Source organism: Candidatus Thalassolituus haligoni, assembly GCF_041222825.1.
In the GTDB taxonomy this organism is placed as follows: domain Bacteria; phylum Pseudomonadota; class Gammaproteobacteria; order Pseudomonadales; family Oceanobacteraceae; genus Oceanobacter; species Oceanobacter antarcticus.
The window spans coordinates 2,633,400-2,657,842 of record NZ_CP139482.1; the positions used below are offsets into that span (position 1 = coordinate 2,633,400).

The window sequence follows — 24,443 nt, forward strand, 5'->3', positions numbered from 1 at the left end:
AGGAGCAACCAGTACCATGACCAGACCAGCGCTAACCTCATCATCACAGCAGCCGGAATGGGCATGGTTTGCTCTGGCATTTCGTCCTTTTTTTGGACTGGGGGCCATTTTTGGCGTTATCTGTGTTGGCCTCTGGGTGGCCAGCCTCAGCGGGGCACAATTAATTGCTCCTGCTGGCGGTCTGTATTTCTGGCACATGCATGAAATGCTGTTTGGGTTTGTTGCCGCCATTGTGGTCGGCTTTTTGTTGACCGCAGTCAAAAGCTGGACCAATCAACCAGGGCTAAGCGGTTTACCCTTGGGTTTATTGGTTGGTGTCTGGTTAGCTGGCAGAGTGGTTATGCTCTTGCCAGCACTCTTGCCAGCCAACCTCATTGGTCTGGTTGACTTTCTTTTTCTGCCCCTCGCTGCTGTGGTTCTGGCCCGGCCGGTTATACGGGTGAAAATGTGGCGTAACCTGATGTTTGCCCCCATTCTGTTACTGATGAGCGGTCTGAATGCCATGATGCACTCAGACCAATCCGGTAGTGGCATCATCAACCAGCAAGCGACCGCTCATGGCATGATTCTGCTGATTGTCCTGCTAATGTGCATGATCGGTGGGAGAGTATTCCCCATGTTCACGGCCAATGGTACGCAGACGGCACGGGTGGCAACACTGCCATGGCTGGAAAAAGCAACGATCCTGACAACCACACTCTGTATTCCGGCCGGCATGGGATTACTACCAACAACTGAAGCAGTGACGGGCATTATTCTTATTGGTGCCGGAGCATTAAACGCCTGGCGTGCCTTCCGTTGGCGTTTTATCGTCGCATTACAAACACCAATGCTGTGGTCACTGCACATCAGTTATTGGTTAATGTCCATTGGTCTGTGTCTGGTTGGCCTGCACCAAACAACCGGGCTTATTAGCGCGTCCACCAGCTATCATGTGATTACTCTGGGAGGCATCAGCCTGATGATACTGGCCATGATGTCACGGGTATCGCTTGGTCACACTGGCCGGAAAATTCAGGCCACACCGGCCATAACCAGCGCGTTTCTGTTGATGATTGCTGCCACCATCGTCCGTATTCTGCCCGCGCTCTTACCCGACCAGGCACTCTGGCTGCTCATCCTTGCGGGGCTGCTCTGGATGACAGCGTTCAGCCTGTTTGTTGTTGTCTTTTTCCCCATATTGTCCCGGGCACGACCCGATGGCACACCCGGTTGATAAGAATGGGGCTGCCCTTCAAGCCGTTGAGACTGGGCCACCATTTTTATAAGTGAGTTCCCAATCCACCGCCGTGGCTTCCACCTTGATCGACTTCATCATCGCCAGACCAACAATATTGGCAAATGACGCATCCGCCGCATCCCGGCCAATGCCAATTCTCACCAGGCCACTGACCGGTGCCATCCGGGTAGCATCAAACAGAAACCAGCGATCTTCTAAATAAGCCTCAAAAAAACCATGAAAATCAGGTGGCTCCAGTCCAACCGCATAACCCGACACATAACGGGCGGGAATACCCAAAGCACGACATAAAGCAATGCTGACATGGGCAAAATCCCGGCAAACTCCGGCACGTTGTATCAGCACATCACAAGCGCTGGAGGAGGTGTCAGTACTGTCTGCAACGTAATCAAGATGATCGTTCACCCAATTACAAATCGCATCAACCCGTAAATACCCAGGCTGTAATTGGCCAAATTCTTTCCAGGCCAAACGTCCAAGCCGATCAGACTCGCAGTATCGACTCGGATTCAAAAAAGACAGCACAGAAGTAGGCAATTTATTATGCTCCACTTCATTCAAATATCGATTCTGCTCAATATCGGGAGACAACGCGACGGTGGCATTGTAATTAATGGTTAATTCACACGGCTCAGCATCGATACGTACACCGCGAGAACCAAAGTTGTTCAGCTGAAACCACTCACTATTCATGGAGGGAGAGATAAAAAGATTTTCCTCCACTGTTTTTTGATGGTCGGTAATCGCTGCCGCTATATTAAAAACAAAGCTCGACGGCGAATTAACCGTGTAAACAAGTTCAGACGCTATTTTTACAAAATGCATAATTAAGTATCCTGTAAGTTATGGTGGCCGATAGTTACCGATCACATACCCTGAACCACGACTGCCCGGTTATCTGACCAGCCAAAAGAAAGGCGCTGGACTTGACACACTCTAACACCGTACTGGCGCCGCTACTCAGAAAGTACGTAATGAGCACATCTATACTATAAATGGCTGCGCTCGACATCGCGGCGTTAAAAATCGTACATCCAGCTTTGCCGCAGTAGCACAGCCTTAAATCCGACAGACTGCTAGCGTCGTCCTCTCCCACGCCGACGATCCTGGCCGACGCTCTTGCTGCGGCCATCAGCGGCTTCCGAAGCATCAAACACCCTGCCCAACGGCGTCTGACCAGAACCAGGAATTTTTTTCTGTTTGGGTTTTTTCGGTTTTTTCACCACCAATCCGCCCAGTCGAGTTTCCGGCACCTTGTGTGATGGCTCAAATTCAGGCCAACCACGACGCTCAATCAACTGCCCGGTCAAATTCTCGATCTCTGCCAGCGCCTGTACCTCATCCGCGCTGACCAGCGAAATCGCCTGCCCCAGACTGCCCGCCCGCCCCGTGCGACCGACCCGGTGCACGTAGTCTTCCGCATTGATCGGCAGATCCATATTGATGACTCCTGGCAACAGTGGAATATCCAGCCCCCGCGCTGCCACATCCGTTGCCACCAACACCCGAACCTCGCCATCGCGGAAGCGTTGCAGGGCCGATTGTCTGCCCGCCTGGGTTTTATCGCCATGAATGGCATCGGCTGATATCGAACGGCTGTTCAACTCGCGCGCCAGATCATCCACTCCCTGGCGGGTTTTGCCGAAGATCAATACCGACGCCCAGGACACCTGACAATCCGGCAACCCCTCTCCTTGTAACAGCCGCAGTAACAGCTCGGATTTGCGTTTTTTGTCGACCGGGATCAGCCAATGCTGAACTGTCGCCGCCGCCTGATTACTTGCCCCCGCATCGATAGACAAGGGATCACGGGCAACATGGGAAATCATGGTGCGGATACGGTCAGAAAAGGTCGCTGAAAACAACAGCGTCTGACGTTTGCGCGGCAAGGCACACAACAAGTCGTCCAACTCATCGGCAAAACCCAAATCCAGCATCCGATCCGCTTCATCCAGCACCAGTGCCGACAGCTGATCGAAGGCCACTGCATTCTGACGATACAAATCCAGCAACCGTCCCGGCGTGGCAATCAGAATATCCATCCCCTTGCGTAACGCCATCATCTGCGGGTTGATACTGACACCGCCATACACCGCATACGACCGCAATGGCAAACCCTCGCGATAATGCAAAACACTGGTCGCCACTTGCTCGGCCAATTCACGGGTAGGCACCACAATCAGCACACGCACCCGATTACTGCCCACCGTTACTCCCTGACGAAACGCTACCATCAACTGTTGCAGCAAGGGCAAAACAAAGGCAGCGGTCTTGCCGCTGCCGGTCGATGCCGCCACGGTCAAATCGCGACCGGCCAGCGCCGCAGGAATGGCCTGCTGCTGCACCGTCGTTGGCTGCTGATAGCCACGCTGTTGCAACATTAAACACAGAGCATCATCCAGCCCCAGAGCCGCAAAACTCGCCACTGACGACCCGGCAGTATTGCCCGGTCGGGAAGAATCCATCATCAAACACAACTCCCGGCACCCGGTGCCGTTAACAGCAGAAAAACGCGCAATGGCTGCCAGTATAAGGGCCGCATCTAAAAATGTAGCAAGTGATTGTTACCCCACTCCCCCCATGCCAACAGCCCAAGACGCTGAATTATGACAGCTCTGTAAAATTTACCTCCGTATAAATCGCACCAACAACAGGCTTTTAACCGTTTCCTCGCATCAGACAGGATCAAAAACGCCCAAAAAACCGGTATAGTATCGCCCTTTATTCAAAACCCTCCTTTCTTGCAGGACATCAACGTGATCTCCACCGCCAATATCACCATGCAGTTCGGTGCAAAACCGCTGTTTGAAAATATTTCCGTCAAATTTGGTGACGGCAACCGCTACGGCCTGATCGGCGCCAACGGTTGCGGCAAGTCGACCTTTATGAAAATCCTCGACGGCTCGCTGGAACCCAGCGCTGGTAACGTCTCCGTCACACCCAACGAACGCCTGGGCAAACTGAACCAGGATCAGTTCGCTTACGAAGCCTTCACCGTGCTCGACACCGTGATGATGGGCAATAAGGAAATGTGGGCCATCAAGGACGAGCGTGACGGTATTTACGCCAACCTTGAAGCCACCGAAGACGACTACATGCGCGCCGCCGAACTGGAAGGCGAATTCGCCGAACTGGACGGCTACATGGCCGAAGCCCGAGCTGGCGAACTGCTGTTGGGGGCCGGCATAGACACCGCCCTGCACACAGGCCCGATGAGCGAAGTAGCACCCGGCCTCAAACTGCGGGTATTGCTGGCCCAAGCACTGTTTTCCAACCCAGACATCCTGCTGCTCGACGAACCGACCAACAACCTCGACATCCACACCATTCGCTGGCTCGAAGGCATTCTGAACGACATGAAGTGTACGATGATCATCATCTCGCACGATCGTCACTTCCTGAACTCTGTTTGTACCCACATGGCGGACATCGACTACGGTCGCATCCAGATTTATCCGGGCACCTACGACGATTTCATGATTGCATCCACTGCAGTCCGTGAACGTATGCAATCGGAAAACGCCAAGAAAAAAGCCCAGATCGCCGAACTGCAGCAATTTGTATCGCGCTTTTCTGCCAACGCCTCCAAAGCCAAGCAGGCCACCTCTCGCGCCAAGCAGATCGACAAGATCAAGCTCGACGACATCAAACCATCCAGCCGTCAGAGTCCGTTTATCCGCTTTACCCAGGAAAAGAAACTGCACCGTCAGGCGCTGATCATCGAAAACCTGGGCCACACTTATGCTGGCGAACAACCCCTGTTCAGCAAAACCGACTTCATGATTGAAGCGGGCGAAAAAATTGCCGTTATTGGTGCCAACGGGGTCGGTAAAACCACCTTCCTCAAGTGCCTGGTCAACGACATCACCCCCACCAACGGTGAAGTACGCTGGTCAGAAAATGCCAGCGTTGGTTACTACGCCCAGGATCACGAATACGAATTCGAAAGCAACGAAAACCTGTTTGACTGGATGGAACACTGGAAATCCACCGAACACGACGACCAGGCAGTACGGGGCACCCTGGGTCGATTGCTGTTCAACCAAGACGACATCAAAAAATCCGTCAAAGTCTGCTCCGGTGGAGAAAAGGGCCGTCTGCTGCTCGGCAAACTGATGCTGCACAACCACAACGTGCTGGTGATGGACGAACCCACCAACCACATGGACATGGAATCCATCGAAGCGCTGAACATGGCACTGGACATGTTTGAAGGCACGCTGATCTTCGTATCCCACGACCGTGAGTTTGTATCGTCGCTGGCGACCCGGATTCTCGAAGTACGCGACAACAAGATTGTCGACTTCCACGGCAACTACGACGAATACCTCAAGTCTCAGGGTCTGCAATAAACCGCGAACCCTGAACAGGCGTCAGGCAAATACCTGACGCCTGTTATCTTTATCTGCACACTGTCGTCATTCCGGCTTGATCCGGAATCGATGCATCCTCCTTTCTGACTCCACCAAACCACCCTGTTTTTAGGAGGGACGCCCTCCGTGGCTGTCCGATACGACGGCGCATATTGCATAATGGCGCATATTGCACAACGGCCACGGACGGAGCCGGGCCCTACGTCATTCAAAATTCCAACGGGTTGGTACAATACGGAAATGCAACACCACCGAAGGGACGCCCTCCGTGGCTGTCCGATACGACGGCGCATATTTCACAACGGCGCATATTGCATAACGGCCACGGACGGAGCCGGGCCCTACGTCATTCAAAATTCCAACGGGTTGGTACAATACGGAAATGCAACACCACCGAAGGGACGCCCTCCGTGGCTGTCCGATACGACGGAGCATATTGCATAACGGCGCATATTGCATAACGGCGCATATTGCACAACGGCCACGGACGGAGCCGGGCCCTACGTCATTCAAAATTCCAACGGGTTGGTACAATACGGAAATGCAACACCACCGAAGGGACGCCCTCCGTGGCTGTCCGATACGACGGCGCATATTGCACGACGGCCACGGACGGAGCCGGGCCCTACGTCATTCAAAATTCCAACGGGTTGGTACAATACGGAAATGCAACACCACCGAAGGGACGCCCTCCGTGGCTGTCCGATACGACGGCGCATATTGCACGACGGCGCATATTTCACAACGGCGCATATTGCACAACGGCCACGGACGGAGCCGGGCCCTACGTCATTCAAAATTCCAACGGGTTGGTACAATACGGAAATGCAACACCACCGAAGGGACGCCCTCCGTGGCTGTCCGATACGACGGAGCATATTGCATAACGGCGCATATTGCACAACGGCGCATATTGCATAACGGCCACGGACGGAGCCGGGCCCTACGTCATTCAAAATCCCAACGGGTTGGTACAATACGGAAATGCAACACCACCGAAGGGACGCCCTCCGTGGCTGTCCGATACGACGGAGCATATTGCATAACGGCGCATATTGCACAACGGCGCATATTGCACAACGGCCACGGACGGAGCCGGGCCCTACGTCATTCATCATTCTGAATTTGATTCAGAACCTCGACTCCCTCTTTCTGACCCGGTAAAAAATCAGTACTGTTCATGGCTTCTGCTGTTATTTTCAGGATACCCGTATGGCTGCCCCCGCTTCATTTGATTTCGACGCCATCATTCCTCGTCACCAATCGGGGTCGTTCAAGTGGGATTCTAATCCGGGTGCCGATGTGCTGCCGATGTGGGTCGCGGATATGGATTTCAGCGCGGCACCTGCTGTATTGGATGCGCTGGCACGCCGGGTGGAGCACGGGGTGTTTGGCTACACGCTGATTCGCGATGACTATTATCTGGCTTTGTCTGGCTGGTTTGAGCGTCGTTATGGCTTTGTTATTCAACGTGACCAGGTGCTGACAACAACCGGGGTCGTACCGGCGATTTCAGCCATCTTGCGGGCGCTTACCACGCCGGGAGATGGCGTAATTGTGCAAACGCCGGTGTATCACTGTTTTTTCTCATCGATTCGGAATCAGGGTTGCAACGTGGTGGAAAATCCGTTGCGGCTGATCAATGGCCGTTATGAAATGGATTTTACCCATCTGGAACAGCAAGCAGCGGATTCACGTAACAAGCTGTTGCTGTTATGCCATCCGCACAATCCTTCCGGGCGGGTGTGGACAGCAGAGGAGTTACGTCGTTTGGGAGACATCTGTGCGCGCCATCAGGTGGTGGTGGTGAGCGATGAGATTCATTGTGACTTGTTATTTCCTGGCGAGTCTCATCAGCCGTTCGCCGCCCTCGGGCCGGAGTATCAGGCCAATGCCATCACGCTGAACTCTCCCAGCAAGAGTTTTAATCTGGCCGGATTACAGATCGCCAATATCATTGTCGCGGATCAGGGTATCAAGGCGCTCATCCAGCAAGCGCTGCATATTCACGATGTTGCTCAGGTGAATCCGTTTGGGGTAGAGGGTCTGATTGCAGCCTATAACGAAGGCGGCCCCTGGCTGGATGCGTTACTGGATTATCTGTACGGCAACTACCAGCTGATACAGTCGTTTCTGCACAGCCGCTTGCCTCAGTTGACAGTGTATCCGCAACAATCCACTTATCTTGCCTGGATCAATACCACCGCCACCGGGCTGTCATCCGATGAGTTGGCGCATCGCCTGTTGACGGACGGCAAGCTGCGTATCAGCAGCGGCAACGGGTTTTTGCCGGGTTCTGAAACCGCCGCTGCGTTTATTCGCCTGAACTTTGCCTGCCCCAGGGTTTTGCTGCAGGACGGCCTTGAGCGTTTGTATCGGGTAATTAACGGATAGCCAGTGTCAATACGTTCTTTCGACGGCACCTTCTGCCGCCGGCGGCAGACAGTCGTTTTTCCGCGACTAACAGCGTATAGTCGCGCCTCTCAGATTGGGCCCCTGCGCCCCAGCATGCAGACATCATCAAGAGGATCCAGCAGTCATGCCAAAAGCGAGTGAGATCAAGAAGAACGCCGCCGTTGAGTACAACGGTCGAGTGTATTTTATTAAAGACATTGAGCGCTCTGTGCCTCAGGGGCGTGCCGGTGGCAGCCTTTACCGCATGCGGATGTACGATGTGGTCAGTGGCCAAAAAATGGATGAAACCTTCAAAGATTCAGACATGCTACCGTTTGCCGATCTGACGCGCCGTCCGGCGATGTTTTCCTACGTCGATGGTAACGCCTGGGTCTTTATGGATAACGAAGACTACACGCCCTACCATCTGGATCAGGAAGCGATTGAAGAAGAAATTCTCTTCGTCAATGATCAAACCCAGGTTTTGCAGGTACTGGTCGTTGATGGTCAGCCTGTCGGGCTGATTCTGCCCTCCATTGTTGAACTGGAAATCGAGGATACCGAGCCATCGATCAAAGGGAACTCGGCAACGGCGCGTACCAAGCCAGCACGGTTGACTACCGGTCTGACGGTGCAGGTACCTGAGCATATTTCCACGGGCGATGTGATTCGTATTAATGTGGAAGAGCGTCGTTTCCTTGGCCGTGCCGGCAAGTAACGACGTGTCAATCTATCCAGTTGGCTGGCTATCTGGCAGCTGGCTGGAATGTAATACGGGCTACAGCGTAGCCCGTATGTATGGGTTCCGGTATTGATTTTGGCTTTGGTGCCAGTATCGATTTTACCGTAACGTCAGTTTTTGTTGTCATCATCCGTATCAAATTCACCCCAGTCATCGTTGTCGTCCAGCTCGCCAATGTTTTCATCGGCTTGGGCAGCGGTTAGTGGGTCAATATCGGTATCGCCAGCCAGCGATACCGGATTGTCCTTATCTGACAAAATATCGTCCTCACCCACAATCTGTTCCTCGCCTTCCGACATAAAGGCTTCGAAATCATCCATATTCTTGATGTTTTCCGCCTCTGCCGCATCGTCGTCATCCAAAGAGCTTGATGCTCCCTCTGGCTTTGCCGCCACCACAGCAGATTTTTTCCGACGCAAGAACCACCACGTCAGGCCACCCATCAGCAAGCATCCAACAACACCCGCAACAATCGCTAGCCAGAGCCCGCTGGACGAAGGCTTATTATTGTCATCCGTAGTGGAAGTTTCTTTCGATTCGGCCTTGGCTGTTGCAGGCATCTCAACCGGCGGTTTGGCGACAGGTGTTGCTACTTCAGCTCTGGCTTGCAGCGGTTCTGGCTCGGCATTCGGCTTTTCTTCTGGCACTGGAGCCGGTGCGGCTGGAGCAACCGGTACTTGCGTTATTGGCTGATCCACCAGAGGAGCGTTTACCGGGGCTGATGCTTGACCCAGGGGATAACGCACCTGAAAGATTTCCGGCTGGCTGCGGAAGGTTTTGCCCCCCGTTGTGACACCACGAATATTTAATTCGTACTGATAGATACCTGAACCTTCGGTTGCCATCGCGGGTAATTCCCAGCTCTGACGTTCGGAGTTAAATTGCATCGATGTGATTCTGGAACTGCCATCCGGGTTAACGCTACGCACTAATACCCGGCTGAGTCCGGTATCAACCAGTTCGGACGTGGCTGCTACCTTGATGGTCAACACTTGCCCGGCAGTATCTTCGTTACGACTGACCACAAATGGCTCGGCCAGACTGGCGCTCATCACCCGTTTGCGAGAGAACGTTCGGCCCTGTGCCTGAATTTCAAAGCGGTATTCACCAGGCGCTCGGAAGCGTTCCAGAGTTTCCCGAAAAATGCCGTCGTCAGGGAGGGATTCCGGATCAGAAATCAGTTTGCTGCCGGAGCGGCCATCCGGCGTGGTAACGGTCAGGGTAAAATCGGTTAGCCCTAACAAGGCACCAGCTGTCACCATATTGCCTTCGTTATTCAGCGCAATGGCGATATCCAGCGGGTCACCACTAAAAATAGTGGCGTCGATACCCTCCACTTGCAACTTCAGGTCAGAGAGAATTTGCACCCGGTTTTCGGGATCAAGATCCGCTTCAACCTGCCATTCGCCAGATTCAGGCGCAGTGAGTGTCATCAGGTCAAAATTGACATCCCGGTGCCAGCGCAATTCAGCGGTGCGGGTGTTGGCATCGTATACCTTGCCAGACGGTGATATCAGCCGGGTCGTTTGACCACCCGGCTTACGGAAGATCAGGGCGGTAAATTCTTTCACGCTGGCATCAATGGAAAAACGATTGTCGTTCAGAGGCACTTGTTCTGCCGGAGCCGAACGTTCAAATGCCCGCAAGAAGTGGCGCGTCAGATCATCGGCATTCTGTGGTTGTAAAAACAGCCCGTCAGTTTCCAGCGCTATTTGCTGCAGCAGCGCCTTGTCGGCGGCATCCGACAAAGCCAGGGTATGAATACGCACACCGGCCTGTTTGAACTTTGGCAGTACCTGTTGCAGCAAGCGCTGCCGGGAAGCCACATTAGCCGCCGCATCCGGGCCGCCACGGGTAACATCAATCATGCCATCGGTGAGCAGAATAACGCTTTGTTGGTAGCCGTTGTCGGTGGCTATTTTCCAGCTCGCCTTGTCGAGTGCTTCAGTGAGATTGGTGCGCTGCCCTGCCGAGTTAATCTGCTGGCTGGCGGCTCTGGCCCGAAGACGCCAATCATCATTGACCGCTGCCAGCGGCACCAGCATGTTGACGTAACGTCCAAAAGTCCAGACTCCGGCCTGGGCACCGTTCGGCAGTAACTCCACGACAAGATTCAGCGCCGGAATACGCAAATTATTCGGGTCGGTTTGCTTCATACTGCCGGAGATATCGATAATGACCCGGACATCAACCCGATCAGCATCCGCTGCGGCGGCCAACGCCAGTGTCGGCAACCATGCCAGCAGCACAACAAGGGCACAGATTGCCGAACGGAACAGCCATCGAATATCAAACCACGGTGGTAAACGACACATATCGAGGCTCCCGAGCAAAATCAGAGATTAGCTGCCGACATTCGACGCCCTTGCTCCGTGCTGTACCAGCCAGGCGATGAGGGCATGTCACACCCGGATCCTGTTGATCATCGTATTGGTGCATATCATCCAGCATAGAGTCTTGCCCGGTTTCCTTGCCTGTCTACAAGAGGAAAGCAAGCCGGATGCGGTAGCAACGGCTTACACAAAGATTGCTTTATTCATCAGCACTCTATGTAAACCTAGCAAAGATCTTTATTTAGGCCAGCAACAGAAAGAAAAACAAAGTGAATAACCGCCGTTGCGTCACCATCACACAACGGCAGCTGGAGGAGATTTGCCGGGAAGCCAAAGCAGCAGGGCTTATTACTCGTGGGCGTAGTTTACATCGGGAGGTTGGGTCGACAGCGGACGCTGCAAACGGACGATCCAACGCACCAGAGCGTAAAGGATGCCAAGCAACAGCCCCACCAGCCACCAGGTCAGGGCATTTTGAGTGATGACAGGTTCATCACTTAGCGCTGAAAAAGCGGCCACCATAAAGGCTGGCGCATAATAGTCAGAACCTGGGCTGATCGGGGCTGGCGACAGCAGCAATACCGGGCCAAGCATCACCAGCATATCGCGCAGGACACTCGACGATGTCATCAAGCAGAACATGGCGCGCCAGCACCAGCAGCCCAGCAGTGCAAATCCAAGGTATATTGCCCAAGCCTGCACCGGGTTATAGAGGTTATCCATGCGTCATGCTTTCCAGATTATGTGATCTTCCCAATCGTCTTCCGGTACCTGATCATCAGGCACCCCCTTCCCCGCAATCGAAATCCCGGCCTTGTGCACCGAGTTCGGGTCACCGCTGATCAGCGGATGCCAGTCGAACAGTGGCTTGCCCTCGGCCAGCAAACGATAGGCACAGGTATCCGGTAGCCAGAAAAACTGGCTCGCCTGCTCCGGTGTTAACCAGACACAGGCTGGCACTTTTTCCTGACGCTGCTGATAGACGGTACAGCGGCAATCGGTGGTATCCATATAGCGACAGTGAATATCGGTATAGTAAACCTCACCCGTGTCTTCATCTTCCAGTTTTTGCAGGCAGCAACGAGCGCAGCCATCGCAAAGTGATTCCCACTCGGCCTTGCTCATGTCATCCAGGCGTTTGTATTGCCAGAAAGCGCCCTGGCTCATTCGGTATCCAGTTTGCAGAACAGATCAAGCTTGTCTGTCTCTTTCGGTGGTGGCATCTGCAAGAAAAACCCCTGGGTTGCTATTTGTTCAAGGATGCGTTCACCAGAGAAACGGGCGAGTTGTTTTTCCGGTGTGATGATCATGGTCATCGCCAGTTCAGGTTTGCCGAATTGTTCCAGCAAGACTTCCGGCACTTTTTTCAGGCCGTCCTTGCGAGAGACATACAGGTAGGTTTCGTCTTTTTTGCGGCTTTTAAATACGTCGCAAAGTACTTTGCTCATGTTCAGTTCCTGCGGTAGGTCGAGCCATGTGGCTCAGTGACGGTCGTCCGCCTTGGTCATCATATCCAGCAAGGTGTCGCCAATCTGGGATTTACGCCAACCCTGAAGTACATCCGGTAAGACATAGGTGCCGCTGTTCCAGCCGGAACGAATCAGCGCGTCCAGGGCTTTTTTCCGGGTCAGGATTTCTGGCGGTATCTCCAGCACTGCTGCACGACTGGCAACGGCATCCCGAGTGAGTTTCAGCCACTGTCCGGCTTCGGGTGTCAACGGTCGGTCGAGCGCCACTGGCCAGAGAGCATCATCGTCCGCCATCGCCTGGCTCACGATTTCCATTAGCACCTGAGCATCCTTACGAACCATCTCGGGTCGCAAACCGGCTTTCACTAGCTGATCCCGATTTTTGGGTTTGTAGCGTGCGATATTCCAGAGGCTGTTGTCATCCACCACCTTGCTACGAGGCACATCACGCTCACGCGCTTGCAACTCGCGCCAGCCCACCAGTTCCTGCAGCAGGTGCTGCTCCTGCGGGCGCAGCTTCCAGGCCAGTTTGACCCGTCGATAATAATCTTTGGGCACTTCTTGCTGACTCTGCTCTTCAATCGTGCGCTGGCAGTCTTCTTCCAGCCAGCTCATGCGATCCATGCTGACCAGCTTTGCCACCAGCATGGGGTAAATCTGGCGCAGAAAATACACATCGGCAACCGCATAGCGAATCTGGTCTTGGCTCAACGGTCGCGCCAGCCAGTTCGAGCGGGTTTCTTCCTTGTCGATATCAATATCCAGCAAGGCAGCAATCAGTCGCTGGAAGCCCATCGATCCGCCCAACCCGGCCATTGAGGCCGCAAGCTGGCTGTCTGCCAGTGGACTGGGTAACACTCCGGTCAGCTGCCGGCAAACTTCCAGGTCTTCAGCACAGGCATGAAAGACCTTGGTCACAGCAACAGCCTGAAACACCTGCGCCAGTGGCTGCCATTCCGTCACACTGAGCGGATCAATCAGGTAGCAATGCTGACTGTCCGCCACCTGCAATAGCCCGGCTTGCGGGTAAAATGTCGAGGTGCGGACAAATTCGGTGTCGAGTGCCAGAAAGCCCTCATTCATCCAGCCCTGACAGGCTTCCGCCAGCTGCTGGTTGGTCGTAAGCCAGATTGGCTCGGGCACTTGAGGGCTGGTCAACACATCTCTCCCTGGTTCAGCTGCGGCACACAGGCCCGGCAAATCTGAACACTAGTCGGTCGCAGCCACATCGGAATCGCTTTCCGGTTGCTGCAAAAAAGGCACACCGGCCCTCTGGGCCAGGGTTTGCACATAGAATCCGGTCGTACGCCCTTCAACAGACGCATCCAGACAAATCACCAGCCGCGACGGCTGTCGCTGCGGGTCGCATAAACGTTGATACAGAGCGCCCAGTCCCAGTTGCTCAGGGCCGATACCATCCACCGGGGAGAGCAAGCCATGCAGCACAAAACATTGTGCGGCGGGATCAATATCCGTCAGTTGTTCAGGCTGTGCCAGTACCCATAACTCGGTATCCGCTTCCGCCTGCCCTGAACATTGGCCACACTCACCACTCACGCTATAACAGCGACACACCGGGCACAGCGACACCTGACAGCGCACTGCCACCAGCGCCGCTTCAATATCAGCGGCCAGGGTCGGTTGCAGCACCAGTTTGCGCGCCATACGTCCGGCGGCCTTTGGCCCAATTCCTGGCAACTGATCCAGACGCTGGGCCAACGCCACCAAGGGCGCAGGAATAACACCGCGTACTGCCATCAGAATGGCAGTTTCATACCCGGTGGCAAGCCCATGCCTGCCGTCATTTTCGACATGTGTTCCTGACTGGCGCTCTCGATCTTGCGCACCGCGTCGTTCACCGCAGCGGCCAGCAAGTCTTCCAGCATGTCTTTGTCTTCTGTCATCAAGGAATCGTCAATCGCGACCCGCTTGACGTCGTGACGACCATTCATAATGACTTTTACCAGCCCAGCGCCCGATTCGCCGGTCACTTCGGCCTCTGCCAGCTGGGCCTGCATTTTTTGCATATCTTCCTGCATTTTCTGGGCTTGTTTCATCAAGTTGCCCATGCCGCCTTTGATCATGTCGATCTCCTCGGATGGCGGGCCTTTATGCCCGCACGGGTTATATTATTCGCCCAGTGGTCGAATCGTGTCTTCGACCACTGTCGCATTAAAAGTTGTCAGTATATTGCGGACGTGATCATCCGTCTCGATTGACTGCAAGGCAATATAGCCTGCTTCTGCCGCCATACGCTGACGCCGCTGTTCTGGAGTTTCTCCGGCCGGGCTACGTAATACCATTTCAATTCTGGCCGTCGGAACCAGCGTTTGTAACGCCTGCTCGACCCGCTGCTGTTGGCCTGGATTAAACAGCGCACTCCGTTGTGGATCAACATCAAAGCAATACAGCGAATCGCGCACTTCCACCAGCGCACTGTTGCGGGCGATGGATAAGGGTAGCCCGGCCAGCGGCAGGTGCTCCAGCCACATCCACCAGGTATGAGGTGCCAGTGGCGGTAAATGTTCCGGGTTGGCAACTGCGCGCTGAACCGTTTTGACCGCTTTGGGTGCCGTAGAGACCTGCGGTGCTGGCTCAAACGTCATGGTGTTATCGGCAGGTGCATCCATCAGGCGGCTGAGATTGCCACCGGCGATGGCAGCGCGATCAGCAACAGGCGCTGAGGGTTGAGCAACAACCTGCTGTTCGGGAGCATCAGGAAGCGACACCCTTGGCGGTAGTGGTGGCGGTAACGTGCTGGGTGTTTCTTCATCCATCCAGGGAGGCGGCTCGTGGGCCGGATCTGAAGTTGTCACGACGGTGGGCACGGCGTTGCCTGGGCCTGTCTCATAAACAACATCATCTGCACTCAGAGTGGATACCGGCAAAACACCTGCATCCGGGAAACCTGTTGGAGCCGTTTGGGTTGTTGGGGTTGTTGGGGTTGTTGGGGTTGTTTGAGCTGTTGCTGGCAGATCCTGCCACTCAGACTCGACGGGGACTACTTCAGCAGGTTCAGCAGGCAAAACGTCAGTCGGTACAACAACCTCACCGCCGACAGCGTCGGGTTGCTGAGTGGCGACAACGCTATCCCGCTCAGGAGAAGGAAGACCCGTCAGTGACTTTTTTTTTTGCCCTCCATCCGGGTCAGCCTGGGCCGCCGGGCTGGTGAGCGCGGAATCCAGATCCAGATTCGCCAGCGCTGCTGGTAACTGTTCCGGCATCGGCCGAAACGCCAACATCCGCAGCAGCAGCATTTCAAATCCCTGACGCGGATCAGGCGCCAGCGCCAGATCCTTGCGGCCACTGAGGGCGATTTGATAATACAACTGCAAGTCTTCGCCATTCATGGCAACCGCCAACGCCAGCACGGCATCGCGATCACCCTGAGAATTTTCAATCGCATCCGGCACAATCTGGGCCAGTGCCGCCCGGTGCCAGATCGTTAGCAGGCCCTGGACAACTTCATCAAAATCGGGGCCGTGCTCGGCCATTTCCGCTACTTCGGTTAACACTTCACGAGCATTGGCCCTGGCCATCACCTCTGCCATTTTAAACAGGCGACCCCGATCCATGGTGCCCAGCATGCTGGTCACCTGGGTTTCCAGCACCGTCCCTTCACCAAACGCAATGGCCTGGTCAGTCAGACTGAGGGCGTCACGCATGCTGCCCTGGGCAGCGCGCCCCAATTGCCACAGCGCCGGGGTTTCATAGCGGATGTCTTCTGCTTGCAACACGGTTTCCAGATAGCCAACAATGCTTTCCGGAGTCATGTTTTTCAGACTGAACTGCAGACAACGGGACAAGACCGTGACGGGTAATTTTTGTGGATCGGTGGTGGCAAGCAGGAATTTGACGTGCGCCGGTGGCTCTTCCAGCGTTTTTAACAGCGCATTAAAACTGTGCGTGGAAAGCATGTGTACTTCGTCAATCAGATAAACCTTGAAGCGTCCACGAGTCGGAGCGTACTGGACGTTATCGAGCAGCTCGCGGGTATCTTCGACTTTGGTACGAGATGCGGCATCGACTTCGATCAGATCAACAAAGCGGCCTTCGGCGATTTCCCGACAAGAAGAACATTCGCCACATGGCCGGGCACTGATGCCCTGTTCGCAATTCAGGCATTTGGCAAGAATACGGGCAATGGTGGTTTTACCCACACCCCGGGTGCCGGTAAACAGGTATGCGTGATGCAGCCGCTGCTCATTCAGCGCATTGATCAGCGCTTTGAGTACGTGCTCCTGGCCGACCATTTCGTCAAAGAACCTGGGCCGCCACTTACGTGCAAGTACCTGATAACTCATGAAACGCTGACTCGGCTAAAACAAGGAAGGCGCATGATAACGACTGGCGGGCAGGATGTCAGTGTTATTGGAGATGACTCCTGCCAGCCACACCCCGGCACACGAGTCGACTACTACCGTTGCTCCCTTCCGGGCCTGGCGGGGTTCGTAGCTTATCGTTGCGAGGGGACCAGCAGGAGCCACCATAACAGCCTGACTTTCGACAGGAGGGCAAATCCTACAGATAACTTTTTGGGATATCAAGGACTTAACTTAAAGAAAATGCTTCGAACCGGCAATCAATCAGAGGTGCAGCCAATGTTTCAGGGCCAGGTTAATGATGTCTGCCCGGCTCAACCCCAGATCATCACAAGCCAGATCCAGATAATCAATGACATCCGCTTCGACCTTCACTTCCAGCCGCTGCAAACCGCGCTCCTTGTCACGCTGACGCTGAAAGCGCTTGTTAAACCGGCTCTGCACTCGACGATCATAAGGGTTGCTCTTCGGCCGCCCACGACGGGGAGACGAGAACATATCGATGGTGGTGCGATCTTCGGGTTGAATGGACATAGCAGATCCAGCTGAAAAACGGCGGCATTATGCCGCCTTGACGATGAATTGCAACGCCATAGCGAACGATTCCCCCTTTCTCTGCTCGCCATGACAGCAACAGAACTTGCCAAGGGCCTCGCATCTCAATACTGTTGACTGCTTTCTTTGCTGAACACGTTACCGATGTCCGATACCTTAGCTACCCGTTTATCCTCCGACCAGCTGACACAAGCAGTGAATACCGAACTGCTGGATTTTATCTCCACTGAAGAGCTGGAACCCTTCCATGGCGTCCTCGGCCAGGAACGCGCCGTCAACGCCATTCAGTTTGGTGTGGCCATGCAGCGTCCCGGCTACAACATTTTTGTAATGGGTGATACCGGTACCGGCCGCTCATCCTATGTCCGGGACTACCTCAAAAGCGAAGCCAAACGCCAGGCTACGCCTTCGGTATGGTGCTACGTCAACAATTTCAGCAACCCCAGAGAACCGGGGGTGGTTGAGTTACAACCGGCGGAAGCCAATCAGCTACGCGATGATGTTCGTCAGCTGATTGACCAGTTGCTGGCCACGTTTCCGGCCGTACTGGAACACCCGTCTTACCAGCAGAAAAAAGCCGCTATCGATTATCAGTTCAACCGCAAATACGACAAGGCGATTGAACTGGTCGAAAAAGACGCTCACAAACAAGGGGTTGCGGTATACCGCGATGCCAATGCCATCAGCTTCACCCCGATACGCGATGGTAAAGCCCTGGATGAATCCGAATTTGCCCAGCTGAATGAAGAGGAACGCGAGCTGTTCCATGAAACCATTGCCACCCTCGAACAAATGCTGGGCGACCAGTTAGCCGAATTACCGCAATGGAAACGTGAAACCAGCGATCTGCTGCGTGAACTGAACCAGCAGACCATCAGCGACGCCATCAAACCCTTGCTGACCCCGATTCGTGAACGCTTTGGTCACCATGAACGGGTCTCCGCTCATCTGAACGAACTGGAAGAACACCTGCCACGGCTGGTACTGGAAGAACTGGTGGACGAACGTCTGCTGGAACTGCGGGAAGAATACGTCAAACGCAACCGCCTGGAAGAGTCGTTGCTGCCCAATGTGGTGACACACCATTCCGCCGATAGCGGCGCTCCGGTGGTTTACGAACCCCACCCCAGCTATGGCAATCTGTTTGGTCGTATTGAATACACCAGCGACCAGGGTGCCCTGGTAACCAACTATCAGCGTATTTGTCAGGGTGCCTTGCACAAGGCTAATGGCGGCTACCTGATTCTGGATGCCGACAAGGTACTGACCGAACCGCTGGTATGGGATGCCCTGAAACGGGCGATACAGTCAAAACAGTTGAAGATGGAATCGCCCTACTCCGACATGGGGCTGTTTAACACCACCAGCTTGTTGCCGGATACCATTCCTCTGTCGATCAAACTGGTGCTGATCGGCTCACGTCAGGTGTACTACCTGCTGCAACAATACGATGAAGATTTTAACCGTCTGTTCCGAGCAGTGGTGGATTTTGACAACGACCTGCCCCTCAACGACGACACCCTGTACGCTTACTCCCGGCTATTAAAAAGCCGGGTTGAAGAGCAGGGATACGCTCATCTGAGCCGGGATGCCGTTGCTCGCATGGTACGCTTCAGTGCTCGTCTTGCCGAACAACAAGACTCTCTCAGCGCCCACATTGGTGAACAGTTTGACCTGCTGGCCGAAGCCGACTTTATTCGCAAGCTGGCCCAGGACCCGGAAATCACCCCGATTCATATCGACCGCGCCCTGCACGCCAAACAGCAACGCACCGGACGAGTCTACGACAAACTGTTTGAACAGATGCTGGATGGCACCGTGCTGCTGGAAACCAGTGGCCGAGCGGTCGGTAAAATCAACGGTCTGACCGTTATGTCACTTGGCGATACCAGCTTTGGCTCCCCTGCCCGCATTACCGCCACGGTTTATCCCGGCTCCAAGGGCGTGGTCGATATCGAACGGGAAGTCAGCCTTGGCCAGGCGATTCACTCCAAGGGTGTGATGATTCTCAGTGGCTTTTTAGGCAATCGCTACGCGCAGAAATTTCCGCTGGCCATTTCCGCCCACCTGGCGATGGAACAATCCTATGGCTATATCGACGGCGATAGCGCCTCACTGGCAGAGCTGGTGTGTCTGATTTCCGCTCTGATCAATAGCCCGATTGAACACAGCTTTGCCATGACCGGTTCTATTAACCAGCATGGCGAAGTGCAGGCCATTGGTGGTGTGAATGAAAAAATTGAAGGCTTTTTCCGGCTGTGTGCAGCACGCGGACTGACCGGAGAGCAAGGCGTCATTATTCCGGCATCCAATCGCCGCAACCTGATTTTGCATGATGATGTTGTACAGGCTGCTACCGATGGCCAGTTCCACATTCACTGTGTTACCCATGTCGATCAGGCGCTTGCAATCCTGCTGCGCAGGGAAGCGGGCCAAGTCAACGAAGAGGGTGAGTTTCCAGCAGGCAGCGTCAATGGCGACATCATCGAACGGCTAAAAGCCATTTCGAGCATGACTGACCAAGACAACAAAAAATAACGGGAATAACGAATAACGGTACGGCCCTCCCAGGAGGGTCGGTATTTGGCAAAAGAATATGCTATGGAATACCGCGAGCGGGGTGTGCATCAGAATTTTCAGTGTCTGCACAGCACGATGGCAGTGTGAGCCAGCGGCCCATACTGCCATCGTGTCAACAGTACCAACAGTTCCACAACGGATAAAACCGAGCAGCCTGTTGATTTTCTATCTGCGTTGCCACTGCGGTGTTAAAAACAGGCTCAAATCGGTCATTTATCAATCATAAACGCCCTCTTTTCTCCTGTTTTTGCCTGGCGTTGACTGCCTCGAAAACAAAAATCAACAGCCAGCTAGTGGAACCCTTTCAGATTTCGCGCCACGAAATGCAGAGTCAAGCCCACCAGGCTGTCACTGACTTCATAAAAGCGCTCATCCAGCTGGGCGATTTCATCCGTATGGTCACCTTCAAGCTGATCAAACAACGCAATGCGTTCGTCTTCATCCCTGGGCACAACACGCCCCGGAAACAGATCAATCAACTCGTCAAGTAACGCGTGGGTGTCGCGGGACTTGATTCGCTCCAGGGCCTCCAGAGTGTCTTCCGCCAGAGCGCCAACCTCATGGTGAAAAAACTGCACAAACCCACCGTTTTCCATTTCTCTCAGCAGACTATCGATGCAGAAAACTGTTTTTTCGGCATCGGTCAGGGAGTCGTACCCCAAATCTGCTTCCTTGTCATAGATCACATCAGTGATCTGAAGAAATGAATCAGTCTCATCAGCAACGTCCAGCGCCGCCTGAATCTCCATGTTCATACGTCTAACTCAGCACTCTCACAGTTAAAGAACAGTCCGGTCAAGATAGCCCAAGCAAAATTGTTTGACAAAGGTTTTACTGCCTATTTCTCCGCTGTGTCCATTTGCAAGACAGATATAGACATCCTGCAACAGCAGCTCACATGCCAGCCATCAATAAAAACGTCTGTTTCCATACTCTCCAACCCCCCTTCAACACCCATGGGAGCGGTGCTTTTTCATCTACAGGGAGGATCATTCTCAGTCCGGGCAAACCGAAGCAGCCCTGGTCAGCTCAATAATACGCCGGGCGGTTGGCTCAGGATGCTCCATTGGAAAACAATGATTTCCGGCCACCCGCTCATGATGCAGTAACGGATTAAGCCTGCTGGCACGACGCGCCCCCGGAGCAATAAAGCCAAAACCTGACGCTGCCACCAATATATGCACCGGTATCGTTGTTTGTCGCACGGTCTGCCACAGCCCCTGGGGTGCAGAAGCAAAAATCCGTGCCTCCCATAAAGGTGAGCACGCCAACGCTACCGAACCATTCTCCTGCGGCCGCAAACCAGTGGTCAAAAAACCGTCAAACGCGAGTGCATGCCAGTCCTTATAAAGCGCCTTGCCTCCAAGATACTGCCCCGCCGCTGCTGCCGAAGGCCAACAACAACGGCGAGCACTGGCCCGGCGTACCAATGGGTTTCGACGCCAAAGCCGAGTCATCTGCAAGACCTTCTGGGCACGAATCAGAACCGGAGAAAAAAGTACCGGATCAAGCAAGATAAGCTGCTGAAAAAGGCCGGGACACTGGTGAGCCATCATTAGCGTTAATATCCCACCCATGGAATGACCTACGCCAATCACAGGCAAAAACGACCCAGGCACTCCAGCAACCCGTTCAGCGGCTAAAACCGATTGAACATATTGAGCCAACTCAGCGGCAAGCTTTTCCCAAACAGGAAAACCGGGGTTGGTTACCGCCGCCGATTCACCATGTCCTGGCATATCGGTTACAAGCAAAGACCAGTCCTTTGGCAACTCATTGACCAATGCCAATAACGACAATCCGCTGAATCCATTGCCATGTAACAGGTGTAAGACAGGTTTGTCCGCTAATCCCTGCCGCCAATAGCCACAAATTGAGCCGACCGAAACCTTTTTCCAACCCTCGACACCACAAATGTTCATAATTTTCGGCATACTCACCGCCATCCTGTTTTGGCCAAAAATTTCGCGCTGACACAACCGTCAGGATTCACTGCTACAAACTGGGCATTGATCAAAACAGCACTGAAAAAAACACAGTAGACTGTACGGCGAAAAGACTAATGGGTGATAGAAGCACTGGTGAGGCAACAGACTGCATATAACAATCATGACAACGCAGCGCGGCCGGAGCACGCCAGACTTCACGGAAGCATTTTTGATACGACCACATAAAAGGGAACCACAATGACCGCACCAGCTGTAACACGCGCACTCGAAGCCAACCGCCGATTCACCGATTTGAAAGACGCCCAAGCCCGCTTATCTCAGGCCCGCCGGGATCTCGAAGCCAGGGTTATCGACGAAGATGAATATCACACCGTCACTGATGTGTGCCTGAAAATTATCCGCGCCTGTGCCGACTGACCCAACCCGGACATGACGCTTCAGGCAGCAGTCGGCACACCGCTGTGAAACCGGAATTCGGTATCCGGCTGCTCAATCAGTTCGCCTTCCAGGACGCGGAAAAATGCTACACGCGGCTGAATAGACTCCTTCGCATATTGCTGTGCGAGGCCCAGATAGTCCTGATAATGTCGCCCTTCAGAGCGCAACAGTGAGCGGTAGAATTTTTCCAGCTGACTGTCCAGCAAGGGTGCAAGTTTGGCGAACCGCTCGCAGGAACGCGCTTCAATAAAGGCCCCGATAATCAGCACATCAATCAACTCGTTTTCACCACCCTTGCGTACCGCTTCGCGCAAGCCTGCGGCGTAACGTGACGACGATACATGACGATAGGCAATACCGCGCTCGCGCATGATGGCTATCACCTGTTCGAAGTGCAGTAATTCTTCACGTGCCAGCTGGCTCATTTTTTTCAGCAAATCTTCGCGATCAACGTGCTTGTAAAGCAGGTTCATTGCCGTCGTCGCGGCTTTTTTTTCGCAATTGGCATGATCAATCAACAGGATTTCCTGCTGCTTTAAAGCTTCTTCAACCCAGGCATCTGGCGTCGCACAGGCCAGAAATCCGCCAATCTCGGACAATATTTCGTCGAGCGTCATAGACCATCCTCAATCATCTTTTCCAGAACGGCGCGCACCTTACCGGAAATGGGTACCGCGCGCTGGGTTTTCCCGTCCATCAAACAAAAGGTAATAGTGGCATCAGCAACGACGGCTGTTGGCTCGCCCGCTTCCAGCAACATAACCTGCTGCTGCATCTGTGCGCTCTTGTTACCGATGCTGGCCATCTTCGAGACAATACGTAACACCTCGCCATCGTAAGCAGGCCGACGGTAAGAAATATTGATGTTGGCGACCACAAAAGCCAGCTGATCATCTTCAAACAAATCGAGAAAGTGGTGGCGATCAAAATAATCCCAGCGCCCTTCTTCCAGAAATTCCAGGTAACGGCCATTGTTTACGTGGTGATAGATATCCAGATGGTAACCACGAACCTTGATATCAACTGACATACATCTACTCCTGATCATCTGGGGACATCTGGTTAAGGCGGCATCAAAACAGGGATTGACAGAATAGTCATTAGCCATGTGCCTGTTTTCAGCGCCATAGAGCAACCGATTCTATTGAAACAGGCGCGTTTATTCAAACGATCGTTTGACTGCAAGCCGATATGGCTAAAATGTCTCGGTATCCCGGACACAAAACCGCAAATCATGAAGATTGATTCCCAGCGGTAAATCATCGCTCAAGCGAGCCAGTTCTCGGGTCAGCAATGCCTGCTGCCAGTGGTTTTTCAAGCTGTCCACAATCCGGCTAGTAACCCCTGCCAATTCCGGTAGCTGCTCCAGGGCAATCAGCACCCGATCAAGGCGATGACAATGATCCAGCAACTGCGCCGCTGTTTTGGGGCCAATACCGGGCACACCGGGCAGGTGATTGGTGGTGTCACCGGTTAACGCCCAGAAGTCCACCAACTGGCCTGGTTGCAGACCAAAGCGGGCATAAACCGCCGCCTCATCCAGCAATTGCCGGTCAAAATGATTGGCGACCCGAATACGGCTGTTAACCAGCTGACAAAAGCCTTTGTCGGTCGACAGAATCACGCTGGGCACTCCGGCGAGCGCCGCCTTGTTGGCCAATGCAGCGCAGACATCATCCGCTTCCCATCCCTCCTGGCGGAAGCAATACACCCCTGCCAGTTCCAGCTGATGACGTAATTCATCCAGCCCGTTCTGGAGCTTCTCAGGCATCGGTGGGCGGCCTTTTTTGTAATCAGGCCAGAACCGGTGACGCCAGGTTTCAACGTGATCTTCAAAGATCATCGCGACATGGCTGCATTCCAGCCGCCCGACATTGCTGTTAATAATGGCAATGGCGCGACTGGCAGTCGCTTCCAGTGCCGTCGGGCTATTTTCAACCGCCGCGTAGACACGGCGAATCAGATTCATCGCATCAACGATCAGTAATTGCATGAGCTGTTCTCCTTGTCCTCCGCATACCTTTCTACTCGGTACACCGTTTCCAGCC

22 protein-coding genes and 1 other RNA gene are annotated in these 24,443 nt (G+C 53.9%); 6 read left to right on the forward strand and 17 right to left on the reverse strand.

The window, feature by feature from the left end:
• Positions 1 to 16: 16 nt before the first annotated feature.
• Positions 17 to 1,216 carry an NnrS family protein gene (locus SOJ49_RS11740; protein ID WP_369854698.1) on the forward strand — a complete coding sequence of 400 codons (1,200 nt, stop codon included), beginning with the start codon at positions 17 to 19 and terminating at the stop codon, positions 1,214 to 1,216.
• 18 nt (positions 1,217 to 1,234) lie between these two features.
• Here SOJ49_RS11740 and SOJ49_RS11745 read toward each other — a convergent pair whose 3' ends face one another.
• Together SOJ49_RS11745 and SOJ49_RS11750 are read right to left on the reverse strand one after the other, a co-directional pair.
• Entirely contained in the window at positions 1,235 to 2,065 is an 831-nt protein-coding gene (locus SOJ49_RS11745; RefSeq protein WP_369854699.1) for a transglutaminase family protein, read from the reverse strand.
• Between the two features lie 251 nt (positions 2,066 to 2,316).
• Entirely contained in the window at positions 2,317 to 3,708 is a 1,392-nt protein-coding gene (locus SOJ49_RS11750) for a DEAD/DEAH box helicase (protein WP_369854700.1), read from the reverse strand.
• A gap of 288 nt (positions 3,709 to 3,996) precedes the next feature.
• Between SOJ49_RS11750 and SOJ49_RS11755 the strand changes: the two genes are divergently transcribed.
• The 3 genes from SOJ49_RS11755 to yeiP all read left to right on the forward strand — a co-directional run bounded on the left by SOJ49_RS11755 (position 3,997) and on the right by yeiP (position 8,725).
• Positions 3,997 to 5,592 (forward strand): ABC-F family ATPase, encoded by a 1,596-nt coding sequence (locus SOJ49_RS11755; protein ID WP_369854701.1) that lies wholly within the window; start codon positions 3,997 to 3,999, stop codon positions 5,590 to 5,592.
• Positions 5,593 to 6,825: 1,233 nt separating this feature from the next.
• The gene (locus SOJ49_RS11760) at positions 6,826 to 8,007 is read left to right on the forward strand and encodes a MalY/PatB family protein (RefSeq protein ID WP_369854702.1); all 1,182 of its coding nucleotides are present in this window, start codon (positions 6,826 to 6,828) and stop codon (positions 8,005 to 8,007) included.
• 145 nt (positions 8,008 to 8,152) lie between these two features.
• Entirely contained in the window at positions 8,153 to 8,725 is a 573-nt protein-coding gene (gene yeiP, locus SOJ49_RS11765) for an elongation factor P-like protein YeiP (RefSeq protein WP_369854703.1), read from the forward strand.
• A 134-nt stretch (positions 8,726 to 8,859) separates the two neighbouring features.
• Here yeiP and SOJ49_RS11770 read toward each other — a convergent pair whose 3' ends face one another.
• From SOJ49_RS11770 to ybfE, 10 genes are all read right to left on the reverse strand, one after another.
• Positions 8,860 to 11,064: a VWA domain-containing protein gene (locus SOJ49_RS11770; RefSeq protein WP_369854704.1), complete on the reverse strand. Its 2,205-nt coding sequence runs from the start codon at positions 11,062 to 11,064 to the stop codon at positions 8,860 to 8,862.
• 366 nt (positions 11,065 to 11,430) lie between these two features.
• Positions 11,431 to 11,805, reverse strand: coding sequence for a hypothetical protein (locus SOJ49_RS11775; protein WP_369854705.1), 375 nt, complete (start codon positions 11,803 to 11,805; stop codon positions 11,431 to 11,433).
• A gap of 3 nt (positions 11,806 to 11,808) precedes the next feature.
• A complete protein-coding gene (locus SOJ49_RS11780) occupies positions 11,809 to 12,249 on the reverse strand; it encodes a YcgN family cysteine cluster protein (RefSeq protein WP_369854706.1) in 441 nt (146 codons plus the stop codon).
• Entirely contained in the window at positions 12,246 to 12,530 is a 285-nt protein-coding gene (locus tag SOJ49_RS11785; RefSeq protein ID WP_369854707.1) for a YcgL domain-containing protein, read from the reverse strand. Before SOJ49_RS11785 ends, SOJ49_RS11780 begins: the two co-directional genes overlap by 4 nt.
• Before the next feature lie 33 nt (positions 12,531 to 12,563).
• Positions 12,564 to 13,709, reverse strand: a complete 1,146-nt coding sequence (gene rnd, locus SOJ49_RS11790; RefSeq protein ID WP_369854708.1) for a ribonuclease D — start codon at positions 13,707 to 13,709, stop codon at positions 12,564 to 12,566.
• A gap of 51 nt (positions 13,710 to 13,760) precedes the next feature.
• A complete protein-coding gene (locus SOJ49_RS11795) occupies positions 13,761 to 14,309 on the reverse strand; it encodes a toprim domain-containing protein (RefSeq protein ID WP_369854709.1) in 549 nt (182 codons plus the stop codon).
• Positions 14,309 to 14,635 carry a YbaB/EbfC family nucleoid-associated protein gene (locus SOJ49_RS11800; RefSeq protein ID WP_369854710.1) on the reverse strand — a complete coding sequence of 109 codons (327 nt, stop codon included), beginning with the start codon at positions 14,633 to 14,635 and terminating at the stop codon, positions 14,309 to 14,311. Before SOJ49_RS11800 ends, SOJ49_RS11795 begins: the two co-directional genes overlap by 1 nt.
• Positions 14,636 to 14,680: 45 nt before the next feature.
• A complete protein-coding gene (gene dnaX, locus SOJ49_RS11805; RefSeq protein WP_369854711.1) occupies positions 14,681 to 16,855 on the reverse strand; it encodes a DNA polymerase III subunit gamma/tau in 2,175 nt (724 codons plus the stop codon).
• 78 nt (positions 16,856 to 16,933) lie between these two features.
• Positions 16,934 to 17,030: signal recognition particle sRNA small type (gene ffs, locus SOJ49_RS11810), an RNA gene on the reverse strand.
• Positions 17,031 to 17,137: 107 nt separating this feature from the next.
• A complete protein-coding gene (ybfE, locus tag SOJ49_RS11815) occupies positions 17,138 to 17,407 on the reverse strand; it encodes a LexA regulated protein (protein ID WP_369854712.1) in 270 nt (89 codons plus the stop codon).
• 165 nt (positions 17,408 to 17,572) lie between these two features.
• Between ybfE and SOJ49_RS11820 the strand changes: the two genes are divergently transcribed.
• On the forward strand, positions 17,573 to 19,966 hold the full coding sequence (locus SOJ49_RS11820) for a Lon protease family protein (RefSeq protein WP_369854713.1): 2,394 nt from the start codon (positions 17,573 to 17,575) through the stop codon (positions 19,964 to 19,966).
• 332 nt (positions 19,967 to 20,298) lie between these two features.
• On the opposite strand, the gene SOJ49_RS11825 is transcribed toward SOJ49_RS11820, so the two are convergent.
• Both SOJ49_RS11825 and SOJ49_RS11830 read right to left on the reverse strand, forming a co-directional pair.
• The gene (locus SOJ49_RS11825; protein ID WP_369854714.1) at positions 20,299 to 20,763 is read right to left on the reverse strand and encodes a DMP19 family protein; all 465 of its coding nucleotides are present in this window, start codon (positions 20,761 to 20,763) and stop codon (positions 20,299 to 20,301) included.
• Between the two features lie 240 nt (positions 20,764 to 21,003).
• Entirely contained in the window at positions 21,004 to 21,942 is a 939-nt protein-coding gene (locus tag SOJ49_RS11830; RefSeq protein WP_369854715.1) for an alpha/beta fold hydrolase, read from the reverse strand.
• A gap of 252 nt (positions 21,943 to 22,194) precedes the next feature.
• Here SOJ49_RS11830 and SOJ49_RS11835 point away from each other — a divergent pair, with 252 nt between their 5' ends.
• Entirely contained in the window at positions 22,195 to 22,374 is a 180-nt protein-coding gene (locus SOJ49_RS11835; RefSeq protein WP_369854716.1) for a hypothetical protein, read from the forward strand.
• Between the two features lie 20 nt (positions 22,375 to 22,394).
• On the opposite strand, the gene SOJ49_RS11840 is transcribed toward SOJ49_RS11835, so the two are convergent.
• The 3 genes from SOJ49_RS11840 to xni all read right to left on the reverse strand — a co-directional run bounded on the left by SOJ49_RS11840 (position 22,395) and on the right by xni (position 24,388).
• Positions 22,395 to 23,012, reverse strand: a complete 618-nt coding sequence (locus SOJ49_RS11840) for a tRNA-(ms[2]io[6]A)-hydroxylase (protein WP_369854717.1) — start codon at positions 23,010 to 23,012, stop codon at positions 22,395 to 22,397.
• On the reverse strand, positions 23,009 to 23,425 hold the full coding sequence (locus SOJ49_RS11845) for an acyl-CoA thioesterase (protein ID WP_369854718.1): 417 nt from the start codon (positions 23,423 to 23,425) through the stop codon (positions 23,009 to 23,011). Before SOJ49_RS11845 ends, SOJ49_RS11840 begins: the two co-directional genes overlap by 4 nt.
• A 165-nt stretch (positions 23,426 to 23,590) precedes the next feature.
• Entirely contained in the window at positions 23,591 to 24,388 is a 798-nt protein-coding gene (gene xni, locus SOJ49_RS11850) for a flap endonuclease Xni (RefSeq protein WP_369854719.1), read from the reverse strand.
• Positions 24,389 to 24,443 lie beyond the last annotated feature (55 nt).